This window comes from Bradyrhizobium sp. SZCCT0153, from assembly GCF_018129995.1.
GTDB classification, from domain to species: domain Bacteria; phylum Pseudomonadota; class Alphaproteobacteria; order Rhizobiales; family Xanthobacteraceae; genus Bradyrhizobium; species Bradyrhizobium japonicum_G.
Genome location: NZ_JAFCKS010000011.1, coordinates 24,517 through 47,330, shown reverse-complemented (window position 1 = coordinate 47,330; position 22,814 = coordinate 24,517). Strand labels below are relative to the sequence as shown.

The 22,814-nt window shown below is 63.6% G+C and carries 23 protein-coding genes and 1 tRNA gene; 6 read left to right on the top strand and 18 right to left on the bottom strand.

Annotation, left to right across the window (positions count from 1 at the left end):
- Positions 1-37: 37 nt before the first annotated feature.
- The 5 genes from JQ572_RS31640 to ygfZ all read right to left on the bottom strand — a co-directional run bounded on the left by JQ572_RS31640 (position 38) and on the right by ygfZ (position 3,792).
- Positions 38-1,006 (bottom strand): NUDIX hydrolase, encoded by a 969-nt coding sequence (locus JQ572_RS31640; protein ID WP_211386757.1) that lies wholly within the window; start codon positions 1,004-1,006, stop codon positions 38-40.
- A gap of 19 nt (positions 1,007-1,025) precedes the next feature.
- Positions 1,026-1,532, bottom strand: a complete 507-nt coding sequence (locus JQ572_RS31635) for a tyrosine phosphatase family protein (RefSeq protein ID WP_211386756.1) — start codon at positions 1,530-1,532, stop codon at positions 1,026-1,028.
- Positions 1,533-1,676: 144 nt separating this feature from the next.
- A complete protein-coding gene (locus JQ572_RS31630; protein ID WP_211386755.1) occupies positions 1,677-2,291 on the bottom strand; it encodes a YfbR-like 5'-deoxynucleotidase in 615 nt (204 codons plus the stop codon).
- Positions 2,288-2,914, bottom strand: a complete 627-nt coding sequence (locus JQ572_RS31625; protein WP_211386754.1) for a DNA-3-methyladenine glycosylase I — start codon at positions 2,912-2,914, stop codon at positions 2,288-2,290. The genes JQ572_RS31630 and JQ572_RS31625 overlap by 4 nt, the downstream gene beginning before the upstream one ends.
- Positions 2,911-3,792 (bottom strand): CAF17-like 4Fe-4S cluster assembly/insertion protein YgfZ, encoded by an 882-nt coding sequence (gene ygfZ / locus JQ572_RS31620; protein ID WP_211386753.1) that lies wholly within the window; start codon positions 3,790-3,792, stop codon positions 2,911-2,913. Before ygfZ ends, JQ572_RS31625 begins: the two co-directional genes overlap by 4 nt.
- 101 nt (positions 3,793-3,893) lie before the next feature.
- Here ygfZ and JQ572_RS31615 point away from each other — a divergent pair, with 101 nt between their 5' ends.
- Together JQ572_RS31615 and JQ572_RS31610 are read left to right on the top strand one after the other, a co-directional pair.
- Positions 3,894-5,228 carry a dihydroorotase gene (locus JQ572_RS31615; protein WP_211386752.1) on the top strand — a complete coding sequence of 445 codons (1,335 nt, stop codon included), beginning with the start codon at positions 3,894-3,896 and terminating at the stop codon, positions 5,226-5,228.
- 132 nt (positions 5,229-5,360) lie between these two features.
- Positions 5,361-6,230, top strand: coding sequence for a sulfurtransferase (locus JQ572_RS31610; protein WP_211386751.1), 870 nt, complete (start codon positions 5,361-5,363; stop codon positions 6,228-6,230).
- 188 nt (positions 6,231-6,418) lie between these two features.
- Here the strand turns inward: JQ572_RS31610 and JQ572_RS31605 are convergent, their stop codons facing one another.
- The 4 genes from JQ572_RS31605 to JQ572_RS31590 all read right to left on the bottom strand — a co-directional run bounded on the left by JQ572_RS31605 (position 6,419) and on the right by JQ572_RS31590 (position 8,230).
- On the bottom strand, positions 6,419-6,685 hold the full coding sequence (locus JQ572_RS31605) for a hypothetical protein (RefSeq protein WP_007594892.1): 267 nt from the start codon (positions 6,683-6,685) through the stop codon (positions 6,419-6,421).
- 181 nt (positions 6,686-6,866) lie between these two features.
- Positions 6,867-7,244, bottom strand: coding sequence for a TIGR02301 family protein (locus JQ572_RS31600; RefSeq protein WP_211386750.1), 378 nt, complete (start codon positions 7,242-7,244; stop codon positions 6,867-6,869).
- A gap of 47 nt (positions 7,245-7,291) precedes the next feature.
- A complete protein-coding gene (locus JQ572_RS31595; RefSeq protein ID WP_211386749.1) occupies positions 7,292-7,726 on the bottom strand; it encodes an NUDIX hydrolase in 435 nt (144 codons plus the stop codon).
- A 3-nt stretch (positions 7,727-7,729) separates the two neighbouring features.
- On the bottom strand, positions 7,730-8,230 hold the full coding sequence (locus JQ572_RS31590; protein ID WP_211386748.1) for a hypothetical protein: 501 nt from the start codon (positions 8,228-8,230) through the stop codon (positions 7,730-7,732).
- Between the two features lie 63 nt (positions 8,231-8,293).
- Between JQ572_RS31590 and JQ572_RS31585 the strand changes: the two genes are divergently transcribed.
- Positions 8,294-9,058, top strand: coding sequence for an SOS response-associated peptidase (locus JQ572_RS31585; RefSeq protein WP_211386747.1), 765 nt, complete (start codon positions 8,294-8,296; stop codon positions 9,056-9,058).
- 35 nt (positions 9,059-9,093) lie between these two features.
- Here JQ572_RS31585 and JQ572_RS31580 read toward each other — a convergent pair whose 3' ends face one another.
- The 6 genes from JQ572_RS31580 to JQ572_RS31555 form a co-directional block, all read right to left on the bottom strand.
- Positions 9,094-10,287 carry a CaiB/BaiF CoA transferase family protein gene (locus JQ572_RS31580; RefSeq protein ID WP_211386746.1) on the bottom strand — a complete coding sequence of 398 codons (1,194 nt, stop codon included), beginning with the start codon at positions 10,285-10,287 and terminating at the stop codon, positions 9,094-9,096.
- A 36-nt stretch (positions 10,288-10,323) separates the two neighbouring features.
- Entirely contained in the window at positions 10,324-11,253 is a 930-nt protein-coding gene (locus tag JQ572_RS31575) for a glycine reductase (protein ID WP_211386745.1), read from the bottom strand.
- Between the two features lie 162 nt (positions 11,254-11,415).
- Positions 11,416-11,997, bottom strand: a complete 582-nt coding sequence (locus tag JQ572_RS31570) for an NUDIX domain-containing protein (RefSeq protein ID WP_211386744.1) — start codon at positions 11,995-11,997, stop codon at positions 11,416-11,418.
- 13 nt (positions 11,998-12,010) lie between these two features.
- Positions 12,011-12,442 (bottom strand): GNAT family acetyltransferase, encoded by a 432-nt coding sequence (locus JQ572_RS31565; RefSeq protein ID WP_211386743.1) that lies wholly within the window; start codon positions 12,440-12,442, stop codon positions 12,011-12,013.
- On the bottom strand, positions 12,439-13,866 hold the full coding sequence (locus tag JQ572_RS31560) for an FAD-binding oxidoreductase (RefSeq protein WP_211386742.1): 1,428 nt from the start codon (positions 13,864-13,866) through the stop codon (positions 12,439-12,441). Before JQ572_RS31560 ends, JQ572_RS31565 begins: the two co-directional genes overlap by 4 nt.
- 21 nt (positions 13,867-13,887) lie before the next feature.
- On the bottom strand, positions 13,888-14,877 hold the full coding sequence (locus tag JQ572_RS31555; protein WP_211386741.1) for an L-threonylcarbamoyladenylate synthase: 990 nt from the start codon (positions 14,875-14,877) through the stop codon (positions 13,888-13,890).
- A 68-nt stretch (positions 14,878-14,945) separates the two neighbouring features.
- Between JQ572_RS31555 and JQ572_RS31550 the strand changes: the two genes are divergently transcribed.
- The 3 genes from JQ572_RS31550 (at position 14,946) to JQ572_RS31535 (ending at position 19,238) form a co-directional block, all read left to right on the top strand.
- Positions 14,946-15,022 (top strand) — tRNA-Pro (locus JQ572_RS31550).
- An 805-nt stretch (positions 15,023-15,827) separates the two neighbouring features.
- A complete protein-coding gene (locus JQ572_RS31540; protein WP_211386740.1) occupies positions 15,828-18,245 on the top strand; it encodes a multicopper oxidase domain-containing protein in 2,418 nt (805 codons plus the stop codon).
- 9 nt (positions 18,246-18,254) lie between these two features.
- Positions 18,255-19,238: an SCO family protein gene (locus JQ572_RS31535; protein ID WP_211386739.1), complete on the top strand. Its 984-nt coding sequence runs from the start codon at positions 18,255-18,257 to the stop codon at positions 19,236-19,238.
- A gap of 27 nt (positions 19,239-19,265) precedes the next feature.
- On the opposite strand, the gene JQ572_RS31530 is transcribed toward JQ572_RS31535, so the two are convergent.
- From JQ572_RS31530 to JQ572_RS31520, 3 genes are all read right to left on the bottom strand, one after another.
- Positions 19,266-20,279 (bottom strand): M23 family metallopeptidase, encoded by a 1,014-nt coding sequence (locus JQ572_RS31530; RefSeq protein ID WP_211386738.1) that lies wholly within the window; start codon positions 20,277-20,279, stop codon positions 19,266-19,268.
- Positions 20,280-20,355: 76 nt separating this feature from the next.
- Positions 20,356-21,021, bottom strand: coding sequence for a LuxR C-terminal-related transcriptional regulator (locus JQ572_RS31525; protein ID WP_211386737.1), 666 nt, complete (start codon positions 21,019-21,021; stop codon positions 20,356-20,358).
- Between the two features lie 229 nt (positions 21,022-21,250).
- Complete coding sequence (locus JQ572_RS31520; protein WP_211386736.1) at positions 21,251-22,660, bottom strand: sensor histidine kinase; 1,410 nt, start codon at positions 22,658-22,660, stop codon at positions 21,251-21,253.
- Positions 22,661-22,814 lie beyond the last annotated feature (154 nt).

Below are 22,814 nucleotides of genomic sequence, written 5' to 3'. Positions count from 1 at the left end.
CAACCGGCGGGCAGAGGCCGATCGCGCATGTGTCGGGTTAGCGTCGGGAGCGGACGCGCAAGCCCGGCGCGGGCCGCTCCTGGAGCACGTCGCGGCGGAAGCGGTAGAGCGCCGCCGGGCGTCCGCCCGTCTGTGTCGACATCACCCCGGTCGGTTCGACCAGGGCTTCGGTTTCGACCAGGCGGCGAAAATTCTGCTTGTGCAGGTGCCGGCCGGAGATTGCCTCCACCGTATACTGCAGTTCCGTAAGTGTGAACTCGGCGGGCAAAAGTTCAAAGACGACAGGACGATACTTCAGTTTTGCACGCAGCCGCGCGATCGCAGTCGCAAGAATCCGGCGGTGGTCGAAGCGCATGGACGTGCCGAGCGCGGGAAGTGTCTTGCGCGCTAATGCCGCAGGGCGGCCGTCGCGCCGCGCCTCCTCGATCAGCCCGGCCTCGTACAGGAGCTCGTAGCGGTCCAGCACGCGCTCCTCGTCCCAGGGCGCGCCGTCGAGGCCGAAATAGAACCGCACGCGATCCTTGCGCGGCAGCGCGCGCGTCGTCTCCGGGGTCTCCTGCTCGGCCCATGTCATCAGTGCCGGGAGGATGTCGCGCGCGATGATCGCGGGCGGCGCTTCGCGCCAGTCTTCCCATGGGAGGAAGCGATACCACGGCTCGAAGCTCGCACCGGTCGCCGCGAGTTCGCCGCCGACGGCGCGCGTCAGCGCGAGATATCCGATCGAGACCATGTGCGCGCCGGTGTCGCCGGCCTCGGCATGGCGGCCGCGATCGCCGAACGTATAGAGCTGCTCGACGTAGCCGAGCCGCAGGCCCGCCTGCTCCTCGACCCAGGCGCGCAGGCCGATCTCGAAGGTGCGATGGCTCAGCGCATCGAACGGGCCGAACGGCAGGCCGGCCAGCCCGTCGCTGCTACGCGCGGTGAGGATCAACGGCTCGTGGTTCTCGATCGCGACGATCGCCGCGGTCAGGCCGATCTCGATCGGCGTCAGGAGCTTGTCGCTCATGCGATGATGATCGCAGCGGTCATTCGAGCTCGATCACGAAGGGGCGGCCCTCGACCATCATCGCGCCCGGGCCCATCTCGTCGAGCGCGCGCAGCATGCGGCCGTTGCGTCCCAGCGCCCTGTCGGCAAGGGCGACGATGCGCCGGTTCGGCGAGGCGATCGGGGAGGCCGCGCGAATCTTCTTCGCGATCTCGACCTCGTCGCGTTCCGGATTGAGCGCGCAGACGGCCGCAAAGGCGCTCGCGGTGGAGCGGCTGATGCCGGCATAGCAATGCACCACCAGCGGCGCGCCGCGGTCCCAGCCGCGCACGAAGTTCAACACCTGCTCGATATGCGTTTCGGATGGCGCGACGAAGCCGTCCATCTCCTCGGTGATGTCGTCCATCGACACCTTGAGATGGTTGGCCGGCAGCACCGACACCGGTCGCGCCACCTGCTCGACATTGGCCATCACGGTCAGCACGTGGCTGGCCTTGGTGAGGCGGACGGTTTCGGGAAGGGCGGCGAGGGAGCAGACGTGGATCATGGCAGACCTTTTTGCCGCTGATTATAGCGAGCGTTCGCAGGGTGGGCAAAGGCGCATCGCGCCGCGCCCACCGCTTCGCGGCTCGCACATCTTGCCTAGTTTGGTGGGCGCATTTCGCTTCGCCCACCCTACGAAGTGATGATGCTACGCAAACACCGCCTTGAACCGCTCCAGAAACTGCTTCTCCGCCCGGGCCGCCGTCCAGGGCGTGAGGTAGTCGCGCCGGACGCTGTCGGACAGGCCGGGGTCGCGACCGAACAGGCGCCTCGCCTCGCTTTCGCTGAAGCCGGCAAGCTCGGTCGCCTCGAGGTAAGCCGCGCCGCGATCGGCGGCCTTGATGGCGAGCGTGATGTCGTCGGAGAGCACCGGCGGCAGGCCGAAACGGATGTGGATGGCGCCGAGCAGGCGCTTCTCGACCGCCTTGTAGTGACCGTCCAGCACAGCCTTGAACGGCGAGATCATGTCGCCGATCACATATTCGGGCGCATCATGCAGAAGCGCGGCAAGCCGCATGCGCTGGTCGGCGCGCGGCATCTCGTTCCGCATCACTGTTTCCACCAGCAGCGTGTGCTGCGCGACCGAGAAGATGTGCGCGCCGGTGGTCTGCCCGTTCCAGCGCGCGACCCGCGCCAGCCCATGCGCGATGTCGGCAATCTCGATATCGAGCGGGGAGGGATCGAGCAAATCGAGCCGCCGGCCCGACAGCATGCGCTGCCAGGCGCGGGACGCCAAGTCGGACTCCGTCTTCTTCGCGCTCATTTGACCTTGAGGCGCGGCTTGCGCTGAGTCTTGCCGCAGTTCGCGTGGCAATGGCAGTCGACGAGATGGTCGTTGACCATGCCGGTCGCTTCCATGAAGGCATAGACGATGGTGGGGCCGACGAACTTGAAGCCGCGCGAGGAGAGCTCCTTGGAGATTTGCACGGACAGCGGCGTCGAGGCCGGCACGCTTGCGGTGGTCTTGAAATGATTGATCTTGGGCCTTCCGCCCATGAAATCCCACAGCAGCTTTGAGAAGCCGGGGCCCTTCTCCATGATGTCCAGATAGGACTTCGCGCTTAGGATCGCGCCGTCGATCTTGGCGCGGTTGCGAACGATGCCGGCATCGTTCATCAGCGCGTGGACTTTCTTTTCGTTGTAGCGCGCGATCTTCTCCGGCTGGAAGTCGTCGAAGGCTTTGCGGAAATTGTCGCGCTTGCGCAAAATCGTGATCCAGGACAAGCCGGCCTGGAAGCCGTCGAGGATCAGCTTTTCATAGAGCGCACGGTCGCCATATTCCGGCACGCCCCATTCGGTGTCGTGATAGGCGACATAGAGCGGATCTTCGCCGGGCCACGGGCAACGCGTCAGGCCGTCGGGATGCAGGCGGGGGGCGCGGCTCATGCGGTGGGCTGCTTGGCGGGAATACGGACGATTTCAGGTTCGGCGAGTGTCAGGGCAAGGCCGCCGGCGGTGAGCGGCTGGCCGGCGTCGAGCGCGTCGGCAACGCGGTCGATGCGCACCAGCGCGATGCCCTTGCCCTGCGCCGAAGAACCCATCGTGCCCACCGGCTTGTCACCGGCCAGAATGCTGACGCCGGCCTCCGGCGAGAGGTCATCGAGCAGCACCTTGACGCTGCGGGTGCGCGCGGTGCCGCGATGCTGCATCCGCGAGACGACCTCCTGGCCGACATAGCAGCCCTTGTCGAAATCGACGCCGGCAAGCCGGTCCATGTTGGTCTCGTGCGGGAATGCGTCGCTGTACGTGAAATCGAGCCCGCCGCGAGGCACCCCGAGCGCGATTCGGTGGGCTTCATAGGCGGCGGCATCGACCAGTTCGGCGCCAATGAGATCGGAGAGCTTCTCCTTGAGCTGTTCGGGGATCAGGATGCGATAGCCGAGCTCGCCATGGCGCGGATCGGCAAAGGCAAGGTCCGGTTGCGCGGCCGGCTGGCCGTCCCAGGCAGCGAGCACGCCGAGATCGTCGGAGAGGTTTTCCACGATGACCTTGGCGCGCAGCTTGTAGAATTTCAGCTTGGTGGCGAGGCCCTCGGCGAGCGGCTTCGGGCAGTCGATCAGGAACCCGCCGCCATGGCCGGCAGGTGCTTCCGTGATCAGGAAATCGACGATGATCTTGCCCTGCGGCGTCAGCAGCGCACCGAATCGCCCCAGGCCCGGCTTGAGCCTGTCGAGATCGGTGGTGACGAGGCCGTTGAGGAAGTTGCGCGCATCCTCGCCCGCGACCTTGACCACGCCCCGGTCGGGAAGAAACGCTGATTTCATGCGAAAATCTCTTGCGACATGTTGCTCCGGAACGTAAGCCCGCAAGGATTAAACGACAAGACCTCGAGCCCTGCGCTTGGGGATGAGAGAGGCCTTCAGCCATGACCCAGCGTTTCGATGTGATCCTCAGGGGTGGCACCGTGGTCAACCAGGACGGCGAGGGTGTTCGCGATATCGGCATCACCAACGGCCGGATCGCCGAATTGGGCCCGCTGTCGCAGGCGTCTGCCGCGGAAGTGATCGACTGCAAGGGCCTGCACATCCTGCCCGGTGTGATGGACACGCAGGTGCATTTCCGCGAGCCCGGGCTGGAGCAGAAGGAAGACCTCGAGACCGGCTCGCGCAGCGCCGTGATGGGCGGCGTCACCGCCGTGTTCGAGATGCCGAACACGTCTCCGTTGACCGTGACGGAGGCCACCTTCACCGACAAGGTGAAGCGCGCCCATCACCGCATGCATTGCGATTTCGCATTCTTCATCGGCGGTACCCGCGAGAACGTGCAGGACCTGCCGGTGCTCGAACGCGCGCCGGGCTGCGCCGGCGTCAAGGTGTTCATCGGCTCCTCGACCGGCGCGCTGCTGGTGGAGGACGACGAGAGCCTGCGCCGTATCTTCCAGGTGATCCGCCGCCGCGCCGCCTTCCATGCCGAGGACGAATACCGCCTCAACGAGCGCAAGCCGCTGCGCATCGAGGGCGATACACGCTCGCATCCGGTGTGGCGCGACGAGACCGCGGCGCTGACGGCGACGCAGCGCCTGGTCAAGCTCGCGCACGAGACCGGCAAGCGTATCCACGTGCTGCACATCTCGACCAAGGAAGAGATCGAGTTCCTGCGCGACCACAAGGACGTCGCGTCCTGCGAGGCGACGCCGCACCATCTCACGCTGGTCGCGCCCGAATGCTACGAGCGGCTCGGCACGCTGGCGCAGATGAACCCGCCGGTGCGTGGCGCCGATCACCGCGCCGGCATCTGGCGCGGCATCGAGCAGGGCATCATCGACGTGCTCGGCTCCGATCACGCCCCGCATACGCTGGAAGAGAAGCAGAAGACCTATCCCGCTTCGCCCTCGGGCATGACCGGCGTGCAGACGCTGGTGCCGCTCATGCTCGACCACGTCAATGCCGGCCGGCTGTCGCTGGCACGGTTCGTCGACCTCACCAGCGCCGGCCCCGCGCGCCTCTACAACATGGCCTGCAAGGGCCGCATCGCCGCGGGCTACGACGCCGATTTCACCATCGTCGATCTCAAGCGCAGCGAAACCATCACCAACAAATGGGTGGCTTCCAAGGCCGGCTGGACGCCGTATGATGGCGTGCGTGTGACCGGTTGGCCCGTCGGCACCTTCATCCGCGGTCGCCGCGTGATGTGGCAGGGCGAACTGGTGACGGCTTCGCAAGGCGAGCCCGTGCGGTTTCTGGAGACGCTGAAGCAGTAGGGCAGGATGCAGCCTCGTCATTGCGAGGAGCGAAGCAATCCAGAATCCCTCCGCGGCGGCAGTCTGGATTGTTTCGCTGCGCGCAAAGACGAGGGGAGAAAGCTACACTCCCTCGATAGGGAGAGCAGTCAGATGTCCCAACCGACACCCCTCATCACCACCGACCAACTCGCCGCTATACTCGGCGATCCCAACCTGCGCCTCTACGACTGCACGACCTACAACGAGCCGGTGCCACCGGGCAGCGATTTGCCCTATCGCGCAGTGCCCGGCGACAAGACCTTCGCGGCCGGCCACATCCCGGGCGCCGATTTCCTCGACCTGCAGGGCGAGTTCTCCGACACCTCCGCGCAGCAGTTCTTCATGATGCCCGGTATCGCGCAGCTGGAGGCCGCGTTCGGCCGCCATGGCGCGGATGCGTCAAAGACCATCGTGCTCTACAGCATCGGCACCATGATGTGGTCGACGCGGTTCTGGTGGATGCTGCGCTCGCTCGGCGTCGATGCGAAAGTGCTCGATGGTGGTTTCGACAAATGGAAGGCCGAGGGGCGGCCGGTCGTAACGGGCGCATCGAAGGGCTATCCCGCCACGACCTTCAAGGCCGCGCCGCGCGCGGGCTTCTTCGTCGACAAGAACGCCGTAAAGGCGCGGATCGGTGATCCCTCCACGGCAATCGTCAACGCACTGGGACCGCAGTTTCATCGCGGCCTCGAGCCGAGCCGCTACGGCCGGCCCGGCCGTGTTCCCGGCAGCGTCAACGTGTCGGCTGCAACGCTCGTGAATGCCGACAAGACCCTGACCTCGCTTGCGGATGCCGAAGCGAAGTTCGCCGCGGCAGGCGTCACGCGCGACAAGGATGTGATCCTGTATTGCGGCGGCGGCATCTCGGCGACGATCGACCTGCTGATGCTGACGCAACTCGGCTACGACAAGCTGACGCTGTACGACGCCTCGATGGGTGAGTGGGCGAGGGACCCGGCGCTGCCGATCGAGACGGACTAGAGACAACATTTCCCGACCGCAGCGGGAACATCTCCCGGCCGTCGCGAGACTAATGCTTGTCCGGGTAAGGCGGCTTCCGTGCGATAAACGCAGCAGACTTCGCGAACTCGTTCGCAAAATCCTGTTCGCAAAGTCATTCATCCGTAGACTGGCCCCGCCCGCGTGGCGGGGTCATTTTCGAACAGCGGTTACTGCCGGGAGATGTCGACGGAGAATTCGCCGTTGCGGATGCGGCCGGGAAAGCCCTCGACGAATTTCGCCACCGCGTCCTCGCCATAGGTGCCCACGAGCTCGGCCAAGGCCGCAAACAGGCTCGCCTGCGCCAGGCAGTCGCCGTCGACGCCATCGTGGCGCGCTTCGGCCCAGGCCTCGTTGAGATAGCTCAGCGCGGCCTGTTTCTGCTCGTGATCGGGTAGCGGCGCGCGGGCGGGGGCATAGGACACTGGATGGCTCATGAAACTCGACAGGGCTGGGGCGCGATCCACGGCGATGCGCTGTGCGAGAGGTGTAGCACGCGCATTAACGCCCGCTAGGCCACATCTTTAGGAACGGTTAACGGCTGTGAACAAAGACGATGACAGGGTTCCTGCGACGCGTAGGATGAGGGACTTGCGTTCGGATGAGGGGGGCGGGCGCTCAGTTCGCGTAACGCGCCGTGAGATCGCGCGAGATTTTCGAGCCTTCCTCGATATAGCGGCGGATCGCCACCGTCGCGGCGGGCGTGCAGCTCCGGTAGGTCTGCTGGAAGCCGTTATAGCCGCGGTTGAAGCCGGCGATCATGCGGGTGCGGCGTTCGCCGGAGGGGGTTTCCGCATCGATCAGCGCCTGCATCTCGTTGCGCCATTTGTTGCCTTCGTTGGACCCGCAGATGCCGCGCAGATAGTGCAGCCCGCCGAGAATCTCCGCCAGCCGCTGCAAATCGGCGTCGAACGGCGCCGCCACGTCCTGGGCCCGGGCGGGCGCGGAGGCGCAGGCGAGAATCAGGGCGAAAATGGCCAGAAATCGCGTGGACATCGGCGGGGTGTATGCCTCTTCACGCCGGTGGAAGCAAGGCGAGGCGGTCAGGGCCCGATCAGCCGGGCGGCGGCCTGAATGACCTCCTCCAGCCCCCCGGTCAGCTTGAGGTCGCCGAGGCTCGCCAGGGCGTCCGGGGCGATCCAGCGGTAGTCGTCGAGCTCATCATTCAGGGCCGGCTCCCGGGCCACCCAGCGGGCGGCAAAGGACATGATCAGGTAATGGCCGGCGCCGGCCGTGGCCGGCAGCACTTCGCGCCAACCGGCGAGACCGATGATCTCGATGGCGAGCCCGGTCTCCTCGTCGACCTCGCGCGCCAGCGCCTGGTGCAGCGATTCGCCGAACTCGACCCGGCCGCCCGGCAGCGAATAGAACCCTTTGGCGGGCGAGCGGGCGCGGCGGGTCAGCAGCACCTTGCCGTCGCGGAAGATCGCGGCACTGACCGCGACCTGGGGATGGCTGGGCTGGGCGACCGCAGCCACGGTTCAGTTCGCCATGATGGTATCGACGTCGGCTTCCGCGCCGCCATTGATGATGCCGCCGCAGGCCGCGATCAACGGCTTGACCCAGGCCGTCGCCTGCTCGGCGAGGCGGACGCGGGTCGTGTCCTTCTCGACCTCGCGCATGGCCGATCCGACCGCGGTCAGGATCGAGGTCATGGTGTCGGTGATGTGGTCGAACTGTGTGCGCAGGTTCGGATCGGCTTTTTCATAGGCCTCGATCGCCAGATCGCGGGCCTTGAAATTCGACGCCGTGAAATGCTCGGCATAGGACAGCGGCGACCAGGTCAAAAAATCTTCCGCGCATTCCGGCATGTCCGGGACCATCTCCAACAGCATCACGGCTTCATTGAAATGGTTGAGATAGTCGGTGGCAAGCCCGGTCCGAGGGTTGATGTTGGCCACGCGCAGCCGCTCGGCCCAGGCGGCGGCCTCGGGGCCCGTCTGTGCATGCGTCCGCGCGGGTTGGGAGGCCGTTGAGCTCATCCGCCGCAGTGTTAACGTTCGGGGTTAAAAGGACCTGAACAGACCCTATATAGACGCCCTAGGATGTGTGGACGCTTCGTCATAACTTCGGCCCCCGCGGCTTTACGGCAACTGTTCGGCTACATCGAGCAGCCGAATTTCCCGCCCCGGTACAATGTCGCCCCGACGCAACCGATTCCGGTTGTTCTGGTCGAGAACGGCGCGCGGCATTTCCGTCTGATGCGCTGGGGGCTGTTGCCGAGTTGGGTCAAGGATCCCAAAGGGTTTACGCTCCTGATCAATGCCCGCTCGGAAACGGTGCTGGAGAAGCCCGCGTTCAAACGCGCGATTCGCCGGCGGCGGGGCCTGATCCCGGCTGACGGCTATTACGAATGGAAGGCCGAAGGTGGCCGCAAGCAGCCCTTCTTCATCCACCGCGCCGACGGCACGCCGCTCGGCTTTGCCGCGATATTCGAGACCTGGGCCGGGCCGAACGGCGAAGAACTCGATACGGTCGCAATCGTCACGGCGGCGGCAGGCGAGGATCTGGCCGCGCTGCATGACCGCGTGCCCGTCACCATCAGCCCGCGCGATTTCGAGCGCTGGCTCGATATAAGGGGCGACGAGGTCGATACGATCCTGCCGCTGATGACGGCCCCGCGCATCGGCGAATTCGCCTGGCACCCGGTCTCCACCCGCGTCAATCGCGTCGCCAATGACGACGAGCAGTTGCTGCTGCCGATCAGTGCGGAGGAGATGGAGGCGGAGGTAGAGGCCGCGAAACCGAAGAAGGCCGCGCGGAAAACGGTGGCCGGGCCGGAGGATGGCGGACAAGGGTCGTTGTTCTGATCACCGGCGCCGTAGGGTGGAGTGAGGCTACGCGCTCACACGATCTCCCTTGCCCTGAGCGCCGCGATCTCCGCCGCATCGAAACCCAACTCTCCCAGCACCGCGTCCGTATCCGCGCCCAGTTCCGGCGCCATCCGGTCCAGCTTGCCGCCGCCATGCGCGAGCTTGAATCCGCTGCCGGCGAAGCGCAGGAGGCCGTAGGGCGTATCCAGCTCCTGGATCGCGCCGCGGGCCTTGATCTGCGGATGATCGATCACTTCCTCGACCTTCCAGATGCTGGAACAGGGCGCGCCGGCGTCCTCCAAAATCCTCTCCCATTCGCGCGCGGGCCTGGCCGCGAGCGCCTCTTCGATGACGGCGCGCAGGGCCGGCTCGTTCTCGTTGCGCGAGAACCAGTCGGCGAAGCGCGGATCGGAGAGCGTGTCCTCGCGGCCGAGCGCGCTCATCAGCGCGCGATACTGCTTATCGTTGTTGACGGCGAGCAGGATGTGGCCGTCGCCGCATCTGAACAAATTCGCCGTTGTCCGGCGGCTGACGGCCTGATTGCCTGACAACTGTTGGCGATGGCCGGCAACCGACCAGTCCGCGATTTGCCCGGAGAGAAACGCCATCGTCGCCTCCAGCATGGAGACGTCGATGAGCTGCCCCTTGCCGGTGCGGTCGCGCTGGTACAGCGCGCTCGACACGCCGAACGCAGCCGTGGCGCCCGAAAGCACGTCGCAAACCGCAAAGCCGGCGCGGGTCGGACCCGTTTCGGGATGGCCCGTGATCGCCATGATGCCCGACAGCGCCTGCATCTTGCCGTCATAGCCGGGCCGCAAGCGATCCGGGCCGGTCTGGCCGAAGCCTGAGACGGCGCAATAGATCAGCTTCGGATTGATCGCCGAGAGCGCCTCGTAGCCGATGCCGAGCTTGTCCATCACGCCGGGGCGGAAATTCTCCATGACGACGTCGACCTGGCTCGCGAGCTTCTTCACGATCGCGATCGCATCGGGCTTCTGCAGATCGAGCGTCAGGCTGCGCTTGTTGCCGTTGATGGCCTGGAACGCCGGCGCAAGGCCGCGCTCGGCCCATTCGCGCGACAGCGGCGTGCGGCGCATGTCCTCGCCCTCGCGCCGCTCGACCTTGATGACGTCGGCACCGAGCAGCGCGAGCTGGTAGCTCGCATAGGGGCCGGCCAGCACTTGGGTGAAATCCAGGATCTTCACGCCCTCGAACGGTCGCGTCACGTCTCTCTCCCTTTTTGTTCTGGTTGTCGGAGGACGTCAGGCGGCGCGATTGCCGCGCGCGATCTCCTTCTGCTTGTCGAATTCGGCGCGGCGGCGCGCGAGCTCTTCAGGCGAGAGCTGCGCGACGTTGTTGTAGTCGAGCTTCCAGGAGGCGTCCTCGCTCCAGCGCAGCGGCGACTGCATCGTGGTCTGCGGGCCGCTTGCGGTCTCCAGCAGTGTCAGCGCCAGCTCGAGCGTCTGCGCCTGCGAGCCGACGTCCTGCGGCCTGCCGGCGGAATTGCCGAGCGGGAAGTCGGAGAACAAGAAGCGCGGCACGGCGGCGTGCTCGATGATGTCCTTGGCACAGCCCATGATCACGGTCGAAATACCGCCGGCCTCGAGATGCCGCGCCACCAGCGCCGTGGTCTGGTGGCAGACCGGGCAGTTCGGCACCAGCACCGCGACGTCGACCTGGTCGGCAAGGCAGCGCGCCAGGATCTCGGGCGCGTCGGTGTCGAGCGTGACGCGATGGCTGCGGTTGGTCGGCGCGCCGAAGAAGCGCGGGGCGACGTCGCCGATCCGTCCCGCCGCGCTCGCCTTCAAGAGCTGCGGCAGCGGAAACCAGGTGCCGTTGTCGGTGGCCGTGGTGTGCTTGCGGTCGTAGCCGATATGCGAGATGCGTAAATCGTGCTGCCTCGACGTGTCACCGTCATAGACCTGGTAGAATTTCGCGCTGCCATTATACGCCGCGCCCGGCCCCTGGTCGCCCTTGGTCGGATCGAACGGTGCAGCCGTGGTGATGATGGTGACGCGCGATTGTCCGAGCGGCTTCTTCAACGGCTGGAATGGCGCCTCGGTGTAATGCGCCCAGCGATACGCCGTGGTATAGCCGATCGCCGCGTAATAGTCGCGGGTGCGCTGCATGTAGGGGACGGGGGCATCGTAGTCGGGTGCAAAGCCGAATTCGTCGTCGCGCAGAGCGGACATGGGCGCGTCTCCTGGTTCTTGGTTGGGACCAGACTAGAGATAGTCGGCGGTGAGCTCAACGGGGGGCAGCGCGGCGCAGGCCAGAATTGCAGTTGCGGATGATGCCGCATCGGCGGTGCCGCTTACCCTCTCCTGGAGGGTCCCCTCCAGCGGCGGGTAAAGCTACCGAAACACATGTAGCGCCGCATGCTGCAGCAGCATGATTGCCTTGGCGTCGATGATGCGGCCGTCCGCGATCATCGCCAGCGCCTCGTCGATGGAGAGCTCCAGCACCTCGATGTCCTCGCCTTCGTGCGCGAGGCCGCCGCCGGCGCTGACGCGCATCTCCGGCTCGTACTCGGCGACGAAGAAATGCAGCCTCTCCGTGACGGCGCCGGGGCTCATGAAGGCCTCGAACACCTTGTGGACGTGGTGCAGGCGGTAGCCGGTTTCCTCCTCGGCCTCGGCGCGGATGCGCACCTCGGGCGAGGCGTCGTCCAGCACGCCGGCGGCGGCCTCGATCAGGAGATCGTCGTAGCCGCGGATGAACGCCGGCAGGCGGAATTGGCGGACCAGGATCACGGTGCGCCGCGCGCGGTTGTAGGGTAGCACGGCCGCGGCGTTGTCGCGCTCATAGATTTCGCGGTGCTGCGTCTGCCATTCGCCGCTGGCGCGCCGGTACTCGAACGTGGTGTTTTTCAGGATGGTCCAATTGTCAGAGAGCACGCGGACGTCCTTGATGCGGACGCGATCGGAAATGGTCATGACTGTCTTTCAGCTAGTGTTCGCGGCCGTCGAGCCACTTCTGGAACATCACCGAGGTGGATTCCTCGAAGCCGAGCGACTGGTAAAACGCATTGGCCTGCGCATTCTCGCGGCGGACCAGGAGCTGGAGCTTTGCGATGCCGGCCTGGCGCAGCCAGTCCTCGGCCGCGGACATGATCGCGCGGCCATAGCCGCGCTTGCGGCCATCAGGATCGACGGCGACGTAATAGACCCAGCCGCGATGGCCGTCATGGCCGACCATGACGGTGGCAACGACGGTGCCGCCGTCGCGGCCGACCAGAATCGTCGAGTTCTCGCGCCGCCGCGCCAGCGCGACGTCGGCATGCGGATCGTTCCACGGCCGCGTCAGGCCGCAGCGCTGCCACAGGGCGACGACCGGCTCGACCTCGGCGTCGGCGATCGCGTCGATCGCAAGCGCGCTCACAGCACCTTCCCCGGATTCATGATGCCGTGCGGATCGAGCATCGCCTTGATGGACCGCATCAGCTCGATCGCGGTCTTGTCCTTGACGTCGGGCAGTTCGTCGCGCTTGAGCACGCCGATGCCGTGCTCGGCCGAGATCGAGCCGCCCATGCGCAGCACGATCGCGAAGACGACAGCGTTCATCTCATGCCAGCGCGCGAGATAATCCGCGGTGTTGGCGCCAACAGGCTGGCTGACATTGTAATGCAGATTGCCGTCGCCGAGATGGCCGAACGGCACCGGCCGCGCGCCGGGGATCAGCTTCACCACGGCGGCATCGGCCTCCGCGATGAAGGCGGGTACAGTGGCAACGGGCACGGAAATGTCGTGCTTGATCGAGCCGCCCTCGGGCTTCTGTGCGGACGACATCTCCTCGCGCAGCTTCCAGAAGTCGTTGCGCTGGGTGAGGTTGGCCGCGATCACGGCGTCGTCGACGATCTCCTCTTCCATCGCGCGGGTCAGGATCGTTTCCAGCGGCGTGCGGGCGTCGTCGCCGGCTGCCGACAACTCCATCAGCACGTACCAGGGATGCTTCCCGGCAAGCGGATCGCGCACGTCGATGCCGTGGCGGACCGAGAAATCGACCGCCATCTGCGACAGCAACTCGAAGCTCGTCAGTGAATTGGCGGCTTCACTTTGCGCGATCGTGAGCAGCTTCAAGGCCGCCGCCGGCGATTTCAGCCCGACGAAGGCGGTCTCGATCGCGCGCGGTTTCGGAAACAGCTTCAGCGTCGCCGCGGTGATGATGCCGAGCGTGCCTTCGGCACCGATGAAGAGGTTGTGCAGATTGTAGCCCGTGTTGTCCTTCTTCAGCTTCGACAGCAAATTGAGCACGCGCCCGTCGGCGAGCACGACTTCCAGGCCCAGCGCCATCTCGCGCGCGACGCCATAGGCCAGCGCGGCGGTGCCGCCGGCATTGGTGGAGAGATTGCCGCCGATGGTGCAGCTTCCTTCCGCGCCGAGCGACAGTGGAAACAGCCTGTCCACGTCGGATGCCTTCTGCTGCGCGATCTGCAGCACCACGCCGGCCTCGCAGGTCATGGTGTTGGAGGCGGTGTCGACCTCGCGGATCTTGTCGAGCCGGCGCAGCGACACCACCACCTCGCCATTGTGCGGGGTCTGGCCGCCGACGAGGCCGGTGTTGCCGCCCTGCGGCACCAGCGCGATTTTGTGCGCGGAGGCGAGCTTGCAGATCTCGGAGACTTCCGCGGTCGAGCCCGGGCGCAGCACCAGCGGCGAGCGGCCGTGGAACAGGTTTCGCTCCTCGGTGACGTAAGCCTCGATGTCGGCCGCGTCCGTGATCGCGTGGCGTTCGCCGACGATTCTGCGGAACTGGTCGATCAACTCGGGCGCAAGCGGAGGGGTTGCTGATGTGTCGATGTTCATCTCGTCTCTCATTCCGGCACTTTATCGCGCCACGGCAGCCCGGCGCAGCCGGTCGTTGATCGCCTCGCCCAAGCCTTCTTCAGGGATCGCCATCACGGCGATCGCTCGCGGGCGCTTTGCGTCGAGAGCGCGAAGATAGCCGAACAGATTGGCGGCAGCCTCATCGAGATCGGCCGCGAGCGACAAATTCATGACGGCAGTGGCGGCGTCAAGGCCGGGCAGGCGCGCGGAACCGAATGCCAGCAGCGCTTCTCCCGGCGCAACGTCGTGAGCATCGAGCCGCACATGGGCGCGCGGCGCGTAATGCGAGGCCAGCATGCCCGGCGCCAGTGGCTGGCTGTCGTCGCTGTCGGCCTCCGCGGGCGGACGCACCAGGGCTGCTCCGAGCACGGCCTCGATTCGTTCGCGCGACAGCCCGCCGGGACGGAGCAGCATCGGCGCGTTGAGGCAGCCGACGATGGTGGATTCGACGCCGACCTCGACCGGGCCGCCATCCACGATCAGGTCGATCCGCCCCGCAAGGTCGCTTTCGACATGGGAGGCCAGCGTCGGTGAAACGTGGCCGGAAATGTTTGCGGACGGCGCCACCACCGCCCCGCCAAAGGCGCGGAGGATCGCCTGCGCCACCGGATGGGCGGGAACGCGGATCGCGACGGTGTCGAGGCCCGCGGTGGCAAGGTCGGCGACCGGGCAGCCCTCCGTTTTCGGCACCACCAGCGTCAGCGGCCCCGGCCAGAACGCCTCGGCAAGCCGCAAGGCGCGGTCATCGAACCGCCCGATCGCCTGCGCGGCCGCGAGCTCGGCGACATGTGCGATCAGCGGATTGAAGGCCGGCCGCCCCTTGGCGGCATAGAGATGGGCGATCGCGGTGGCATTGGCGGCATCCGCGCCGAGCCCGTAGACCGTCTCGGTCGGGAACGCGACCAGCCCGCCCGCGGCCAGCCGCCGGGCGGCGGCCTCGGCGGCGGCATGGCCCGCCGGTAAAATCAGCGTTTTAAGACCCGTTTTCACAGGGACAAAATTCCTCATGCCGGCCGCTTGCGGTGCGTCAAGCCCGACGCTATAAGCCGGCCTCTTGTCGGAGTGTGGCTCAGCCCGGTAGAGCACTGCGTTCGGGACGCAGGGGTCGCAGGTTCGAATCCTGCCACTCCGACCAGAAATCATTAGGTTTTTCCTTCTGATCGTTGGTCGTTCCCGAGTCAACCACCGTTTCAACCCCCCGAAACATACCGGCCCTTTTTACCAATCGCCGTAGCTGCCCCCTGCAAAAAGTCAGGGTGGTGGTGGCCATAAGTGTCCTGCAGGACCTCGGGAGACATGCCCAGGAACCCTGCCGCCTCCCAGCCCAGAGTGGCACGCCACGCTGCATAGCTATGTCGCAGCGCCCCGGCCGCGCACCCAATCCCGCAACGGGACCTGAACGGAGACGTTGACCGTCGCGAGGACGGCGATCCACGAGATGCCGGCGATCAGGCACACCGCAAGTCCGATCCCGGGCAAGCGCGTCGGGTCCGAAGTTCGCCCTCATCCAGGGCAGCATGAACGCACCGACGACAGCCCCAGGCCGATCGCCCCGAGCAAGATGCCGTAGAGTTCTGGACCGCCGGCGATCTGATTGCACGCGACGAGCTCGAGCTGCCCTGAAGCTTAGCCAACCAATCCTCGCAGTCGTGCCGCCCTTGATGATGTCTTTCGCGATAGCGCGCAGCTTCGCTTCATCCCAAGGCTGGTGAGGACCCCCCCCAGTCAGCCGTGTCGGGCGTCATGGATTGTGCCGAGGGACCATCATCGCTGTCAGGAATGCTCTTGCGATGTGAACGGGCAACTACGCGCGATCTGAGACTTTGGTCTGAAACTTCACCGGACCTAGGCCAGCGCGCATGAGACCTATGTACCTTGTTCCATGTCATTCCCCGGCGCAGGTTCGGCTTGGCTGGATCGTGATTGTGCAGGGGCTAGACATGTATCTCTCCAAAAACGAGTCAAAGCGCCGCTTGAAAGAGGCTGAGGACGCGCGCGCGAACCGCCTCGAGATTGTCAGCGCCCTTTCGCAGGGCACTATTTCGAAGCGCGATCTGTTTCGATGGGGCCTTCTGACGGCAACAGGCGCAATCCTGGCGAAGAACGGATTGAGTCCATTCGCAACAAGTGCATATGCGCAGGTGCCGACAGGCACGCCGCCAAGTCCTCTGTTCGGCGCAAAGAAATTCACCCACCGGATGCCGCGCCAGGAATTGCAGAAGCCAATTCCACTGTTGCGCCAGACCAATGGCGACGCGGCGTGGCAAGTCGCTCCTGGGGTGAACGAGCCTGCCGCCAGGAATTTCTCGTACCACACCGACTACGACAATTCGGGACGCGCCGGCTATCGCAATCCGGTCACCTATATCGGGCCGATGGAAGGGCGTCCGCCGGGGCCGCTATTCGCGCACCAGCGCTGGGAGGAGTTCTATCCGAAGGTCGGCTATCTGATGTCGATGGGCCAATGCCGCTCGGCGACGAAGTTCTGTGACGAGATGCCTGACCAGAATCCGAACGCCGTGTGGTCGTTCGGACCGCGACCGCCCGGAATGCAGGGCGCGCGGGAGGGGCGAAGGACGGGCTATGGCGCGCCGTGCCTGATCAAGGCCCGCTACGGCGAGCCCGTACTGACGCGAATCTATAACGATCTGCCGGTCGATCGCGCCCTCAACGGCGGCTTTGGGCGCAACGAAATCTCGATCCATTTCCACAATGCGCACAATGGCGCCGAGAGCGACGGCGCCTGTAACGCTTACCATTTTCCCGGGACGTTCTACGATTATCACTGGAGCACGGCGCTGGCGCGACGCGACATGCCGAGCGTCTGGCTGACCAGCGATCAGAATCACCTGCGCAAGGCCTCAGGTCCCGACGATGGAGACGGTGTTGTTCCGGTCGCCGGAGATTTTCGCGAACTACAGGGGACGCTGTGGCTGCATGACCACCGGTTCTTCTTCACTGCTGAGAATGTCCATAAGGGAATGTTTGCGAGTTGCAACTTCTACAGCGGTCCCGACCGCGGCAGCGATAGGGCCGACCGAAACAACATCAATCTGCGACTGCCAAGCGGCAATCGACTCGCCTGGGGCAATATCGATTTCGACGTCAATCTGGCGATCACCAACCCCGCCATGGACAAGGATGGCCAGCTGTTCTTCGATATTTTCGACACCGACGGATTCGTCGGCGACATGCTTCTGGTCAACGGGTCCTATTATCCGTATTTCGAAGTCCTTCCCCGCCGGTATCGCTTCCGCATCCTGAACGCCGCGATGTCGCGTTTCATCAAGCTGGCGCTGGCCGTGAACAAGAGCCTGAGGTTTGCGCCGGAAACGCCGGTCCCCTTCTATTTTATCGCCAATGACGGAAATTTTGTCGTGAGCCCGATCCAACTCACTCAGCTTGACGAGCAGGGCGTCGCGGAGCGCTACGATATCGTCATCGATTTTTCCGCGTTCCGGCCCGGCGACAGCCTGTACCTCCTCAACCTCCTGAAGCAGTCGGATGGACGCAAGCCGGATGGTGCTGTCTCGCTGAAGAAGGCCTTCAAGGGAGAGGAAGATCCGTGCGTCGGCCCCATCCTTGAATTCCGTGTCGTTTACTCGCTGAAGAGCGTTGACGATCCGAGCACGACCTATACGGCGGAAAGTCCGGATCCCAGCGTCGACCTGAGCGATCCGGATTGGAAGTCGGGTCGGCGGACGTTGACAACGCAAATTCCAGTGGTCGCGCCGGTTCGGGAAAGGGTGATCGAGTTCGGGCGGTTCGGCGATGGAGACTCGCGCAACAATCCAGAAAAACAATGCATCCCGGACTGCGGCGACACTCAGATATTCCCATGGTCGATCCGCGTGAACGGGCAGGCGGCGCACACGCTGAATGCAAACCGGATCTCGGCCCTCATTCCCAAGCCCGGTGAAGTCGAGCATTGGACCCTCATCAACGGCGGGGGCGGATGGGATCATCCAATCCACCTCCATTTCGAAGAGGGCGTCACTATCAATCGCGGTGTGGGCACGATCCCCGCAACTGAACTGCTGGTGAGGAAGGATGTCTGGCGGTTGAGGCCGGACGGCCGGGTCAAGTTCCAGGTTCGGTTTGGCGAATTTGGCGGTGCCTATGTCAACCATTGTCACAACACGGTTCACGAAGACTTCGCCATGCTGTTGCGATACCAGCTGCTGTCGCCGCCGCCTGGCGATCCTGATTTTGCCAAGACTGGGTCAAAGCCGCACTACCAGCCGACGATGACGCCGCTTCCGTCCGCGAGCGGCGTGACCTGGAAGCAGCCCGAAGTCTTGCCGGAGGCGGATCCGGTCAACAGCCGCTTCTTCACGGGTCCTGTTTCGAAGACTTAGGGGGCGAACATGCGCATCAACGTGGCGTCACTCGCGCATTTCTGGAGGAGAGCGGCGGCAAGCAGCTGGCTTGCTGCGCTCGTCATGTTTGTCTTCACCGGGATAACGCAGGCCGCAGAAACGCGCTGGAAGGAGGGTTACATCCCCAACGTCCCGGTGGTCACGCAGGATGGGCGTACGTTGCTGTTTTATGATGACGTGATGAAGGGCAGGATCAGCATCATCAGCTTCATTTACACCAGCTGTCGCGACATCTGCCCGGTCGTGACGGCGAGGCTGTCCCAGCTTGAGGACAACCTCGGCGACAGCGCGGGGCGGGATTACTTCTTTGTATCGATCAGCATCGATCCGCTGAATGATACGCCCGACAAGCTGAAGGAGTACAGCAAGGCCTTCGGCATAGGATCGCGCTGGCTCTTCCTCACCGGCAAGGCGCAAGACATCGAGCTCATTCGGCATCGGCTTGGTGAACGCAGCAGGGCTCTGACCGAGCATCGTAACGAAGTCCTTTTGTTCAACGACGTGACCGGCGAGTGGGAGAGGAATTCGGCATTTGGCGATATCAACGTGCTGGCGTCAGCCGTTCGCGCCATGGATCCCGTTCAACGCGCCGCCTTACGGCCCACAGAGCAGGCCAATGCGGGTACGTTCGTGGACGACCCGTTGAATCTGCCGGGACAGGCTCTGTTCCTGAAAACCTGTGGCGGGTGCCATACCATCGGACGCGGCAATAGAGTGGGTCCCGATCTCCAGGGCATCAGTACCCGAAGGAGCCGCGATTGGCTCACCGCCTATATCATGAAGCCGGAGAAGATGAGAGCCAGCAAAGATCCCGCCGCGCTCGCGCTTGCCCAAAAATATCCGGAAGTGCGGATGCCAAATCTGGGACTGTCGGAATTCGATTCGAGCGACGTCATCGCCTACATTGAGGCAATGACGTACGCAAGGCGTGCGGACGAGTCCACGCCACACGCCCACCACCATCATCATTGATGTGAAACCGGCCGGCGCGAAGCAGCGCTATCTGGCACCAAGCTGAATTTCGAAGGTTTTGCGCAGGACGTTTCCGTCGCTTCCTGCCACTGAATAGGCTGCCGTGTAGCTGCCAGGCGTCCACTCGGCAGCTTTGCGTTTTCGTCCGGAAGCAACGAAGTACTGGGCCTTGTTGCGGTCGAGAGCGGGCGCCTCGTACTCCGAAAGGATGACGCCGTCGGGATCGCGGACCGTGACGGTCTGTTGATCGCCTTCCCGCAAGCCGATCACGCGGACGTAGGCAATAAGCGCCTCGGATTGCAAGCTCACGGGATATTTCGTTACTTCGCCGGATTCGATCTGGTCCATGGTCGGAGAGTGATCGGTGAAGCCGACGTTGAGGATTTCCCGCGACCGGTATTTCAACTGGTCGCTCGTCAATCCGGTCCAGATGGAATGCCCGCTCCCGCAGAGCGTGGGCTCCAATTCGTAAGCGAACGGGTCCACGATCTTGTTCCGATGCCTTACCGTGAGATGAAGGTGCGGAAACTCCGTATCGCCGGAGAGACCGATCAGGCCGATCGGATGCCCTGGCGAGACGCGCTCGTTTCTGCTGACGCGCACGCTGCCCCTGGCCAAATGGCAGTATTGGGTCTTCCATCCATTGGCGTGATCGATAACCACGCCGTTGCCGCATTCCTTGCCTTTGATTGCCGTCCTGCCGATCGTGCGTACCGAAATGTCATCAATCTCGTCACGGATCGCGGTGACCGTACCGGCAGCAGTCGCGAGGACTTCCACGCCCTGACGCTGAACAGCCATATCGGGAATTCTGATATCGGTACCGTCGTGGGCGTCGTAACTTCGACCGCCGCATTGATAGTCCCGAACCTGGTCGGTGCCATCATGGTCGACATAGCTCTGGATGAAGCAGGTGGAGCCTAGCACGCATCGGACGGGGAAGAGCAACTCGATCTCGTCGATTGCGCCCGCGCTAGCCGGAAGAACGACAGAGAGAAGAAGACTTGAAAGCAGCCGGAGGCCTGTCGCAGAACGCACCATACCGTCCGTCCTCCAGCCTGGGCTGGCAGCGTCATTGCTTCCGCACGAAAAGCCGCACTCGTGGATGCCTGGATTCTTACGAATGCAAACTGACCGGTGAGCGGGATTCGTTGAATTTCTGCGCAGCGATCACCACTTCCAGACGATTGCGAACCTGCAACTTCTGCATCAGGGCCGTCATGTAGTGCTTGACGGTCTTCTCGCTGATCTTGATCGCAATTGCGATCTCCTTGTTGGTCTTGCCATTCATGAGCAGGCGAACAATTTGCCGTTCGCGAATACTCAGGATCACAGCCTGCGCGGCCTTGCGCCTCAGCGAAGCGTCGCGAAGCCCGGCAATAACCCTGCTTGCGAAGCTCTGCGTTATATATGTCTCGCCGCTTTGAACCGACCAGATGGCCTGTATCAATTCGGCGGTGTTGCTTCCCTTCAGGACATAACCGCTGGCGCCCGCGTCCAGTGCGCGGATGGCCGAATCGACGCCGGTAGCTGCTGTGAAGGCAACGATTTTCGTCGTGGGCGAAATCCTTATCGCGTTCTCGATCGCGGCGTAGACGTCGCCCGGAATGCTCAGATCGACCACGGCGACCTGTGGCTGATTCCGTTCGCAGAGGTCGATAACATCGTAGGCTGTTGTCCCCGATCCAACGATCTCGAAACCCTTGGTGCGACGTAGCAGAGCGTGAATGGCTTCGATCATCAGCGGATGATCATCGATGACGGCAATTGTGACCGTACTCATGATTACTCCTACAAATTTCTTGTCGCACAAAGCCGGCGGCTCGGCCGGCCTGGAAGCCGAAACGCACGTCAGTCAAAACCAGGCGATCCAGTTCAGCGAAAATTAGGTAACGATCAATATTCCATATTCTTAGTACAGAAATCTCGAAAGTAAATGCAGATTGAAGGATGATGTTAATGTTATGTCGGCCCCGCGGCAAATTGGTTCGCCAAACGACAACGCCGCTACCTTAGTCCGTCAGGCTGGCGAGTGGTATCTTCACCGAAACACGAGTTCCGTCTGTCAACGAGATCACGTCCAGCGATCCGTTGAACGCTTCGACGCGTCGGCGGACCCCGTTCAATCCCAGCCCTGCATGGTGACCTCGCTTGTGCGCCTGCGGTGGCGCAGTGGTTCTTGCTCCACTGTCGCTTACGACAACCGTTAGCGAGTTATACTCAATATATACAGCCACACGTTGTCCGTTTCCGCGGGCGTGCTGATATGCGTTGTTCAGCGCCTCCTGGACGATTCGGTACAGGCAGACTCGCAGCGGCGCGGGACATAATGGAAGATTTTCGATCTCCGATTTGACAGTTGTACCGGTCCTGCCTTCATGCTGTCGAACGGCGAGGCGCAAGGTTTCGGTCGTTGAGAGATCGCTGAGCTCGGGCAATACTAGGCCAGTCGCGATGTCGCGCAACTCGGTCAGCGTACCGTTCAGCAGTTCGTCAACATCTGCGACAGAGGGCCTACCATCGTCGGGGGCTTCCGGATCGTTTGTCTCCAGCAGCTCGCCGAGCTTCAGGCCGAGTACCGTCAGGACCTGGATTGGCCCGTCGTGAAGGTCTTGACCGAGTTGATTCAGGAAGCGCTCGTTCGATTGAATCGACTCCAACCGCGCGTTATCTGCTTCCTGGCGCAGTTTGTCGTTAAGAAGCGCCAGCGCAGCCGTTTGCGCCACTTTTTCCTTCAAGGCGACGCGGTGCCTTCGGACAGTGCTGGCTGCGCGCTTAACCAGCAGGAACAGCACGAACATCATCGGTGCCGCGATGGCGGCAACGATGGCAACCGACTTGATCCGGATGTCCCGCAACTCGCCGGCGAGCCTTTCGCCGTCGTTGAGGACCTTGCCTGCCGCGATGATCTCCTTCGTTCCCGACCGGTACAGCGGGGCGTAGACCTCGATCATGGGGTGCTGCGATACTTGATCGGCAATTTCTCGAATGGCTGCCGTCGCCTGTCCCAGAAGAGCGGCGTTCATCTCGGTCGGGATGGACTTCGTTCCGACACGATGCTTGTTGCCGCTGGAGTAGGCCAAGGTGCCGTCGCGCCGCCAGACCTCGATCGATTTCGAACGTCTGCCAAGCCTTGTCTCGAATATCTCGTCGAGCTTCTTGACGCTATCGTCTGACAATTTGTTGGCGGTTGCGAGCTCCTGCACCAACGGACTCAGAAAAAGATCGAGAAGTGATGCGCCTTCTTCGGCAGCCGTTAGCGTCAAGCTCGTCTGCAAGGCGTTGGACACGGCATAAGCAAGCAGTGTCATCGAGCAGATGATGGTGACTGCTGCCGCAAGCAGGAAGGTCGGCAGCAATCGCGTGGGACGCTGTAAAATGTCGGCCGAGGCCAATCCAATTTGCCAACCGGGCTGCGACATGGACGATATTCTTGAATCCAATGACATCGACTCGCCACACCACTCCGAGAAAAAACCAAATTCGATCCGGGTTATTCCCGGAACTGACCTTTCGCGTCCTTATGCCGCACTGTTGCAAACGTCATCGAGAGGATGTTTGAACGTATCGCGACGA

Bases quoted from the DNA above. Each gene is read 5' to 3' on its own strand.
- JQ572_RS31640 (WP_211386757.1), bottom strand. From the start codon at position 1,006: ATGAGCGACAAGCTCCTGACGCCGATCGAGATCGGCCTGACCGCGGCG.
- JQ572_RS31635 (WP_211386756.1), bottom strand. From the start codon at position 1,532: ATGATCCACGTCTGCTCCCTCGCCGCCCTTCCCGAAACCGTCCGCCTC.
- JQ572_RS31630 (WP_211386755.1), bottom strand. From the start codon at position 2,291: ATGAGCGCGAAGAAGACGGAGTCCGACTTGGCGTCCCGCGCCTGGCAG.
- JQ572_RS31625 (WP_211386754.1), bottom strand. From the start codon at position 2,914: ATGAGCCGCGCCCCCCGCCTGCATCCCGACGGCCTGACGCGTTGCCCG.
- ygfZ (WP_211386753.1), bottom strand. From the start codon at position 3,792: ATGAAATCAGCGTTTCTTCCCGACCGGGGCGTGGTCAAGGTCGCGGGC.
- JQ572_RS31615 (WP_211386752.1), top strand. From the start codon at position 3,894: ATGACCCAGCGTTTCGATGTGATCCTCAGGGGTGGCACCGTGGTCAAC.
- JQ572_RS31610 (WP_211386751.1), top strand. From the start codon at position 5,361: ATGTCCCAACCGACACCCCTCATCACCACCGACCAACTCGCCGCTATA.
- JQ572_RS31605 (WP_007594892.1), bottom strand. From the start codon at position 6,685: ATGAGCCATCCAGTGTCCTATGCCCCCGCCCGCGCGCCGCTACCCGAT.
- JQ572_RS31600 (WP_211386750.1), bottom strand. From the start codon at position 7,244: ATGTCCACGCGATTTCTGGCCATTTTCGCCCTGATTCTCGCCTGCGCC.
- JQ572_RS31590 (WP_211386748.1), bottom strand. From the start codon at position 8,230: ATGAGCTCAACGGCCTCCCAACCCGCGCGGACGCATGCACAGACGGGC.
- JQ572_RS31585 (WP_211386747.1), top strand. From the start codon at position 8,294: ATGTGTGGACGCTTCGTCATAACTTCGGCCCCCGCGGCTTTACGGCAA.
- JQ572_RS31575 (WP_211386745.1), bottom strand. From the start codon at position 11,253: ATGTCCGCTCTGCGCGACGACGAATTCGGCTTTGCACCCGACTACGAT.
- JQ572_RS31570 (WP_211386744.1), bottom strand. From the start codon at position 11,997: ATGACCATTTCCGATCGCGTCCGCATCAAGGACGTCCGCGTGCTCTCT.
- JQ572_RS31560 (WP_211386742.1), bottom strand. From the start codon at position 13,866: ATGAACATCGACACATCAGCAACCCCTCCGCTTGCGCCCGAGTTGATC.
- JQ572_RS31540 (WP_211386740.1), top strand. From the start codon at position 15,828: ATGTATCTCTCCAAAAACGAGTCAAAGCGCCGCTTGAAAGAGGCTGAG.
- JQ572_RS31535 (WP_211386739.1), top strand. From the start codon at position 18,255: ATGCGCATCAACGTGGCGTCACTCGCGCATTTCTGGAGGAGAGCGGCG.
- JQ572_RS31530 (WP_211386738.1), bottom strand. From the start codon at position 20,279: ATGGTGCGTTCTGCGACAGGCCTCCGGCTGCTTTCAAGTCTTCTTCTC.
- JQ572_RS31525 (WP_211386737.1), bottom strand. From the start codon at position 21,021: ATGAGTACGGTCACAATTGCCGTCATCGATGATCATCCGCTGATGATC.
- JQ572_RS31520 (WP_211386736.1), bottom strand. From the start codon at position 22,660: ATGTCGCAGCCCGGTTGGCAAATTGGATTGGCCTCGGCCGACATTTTA.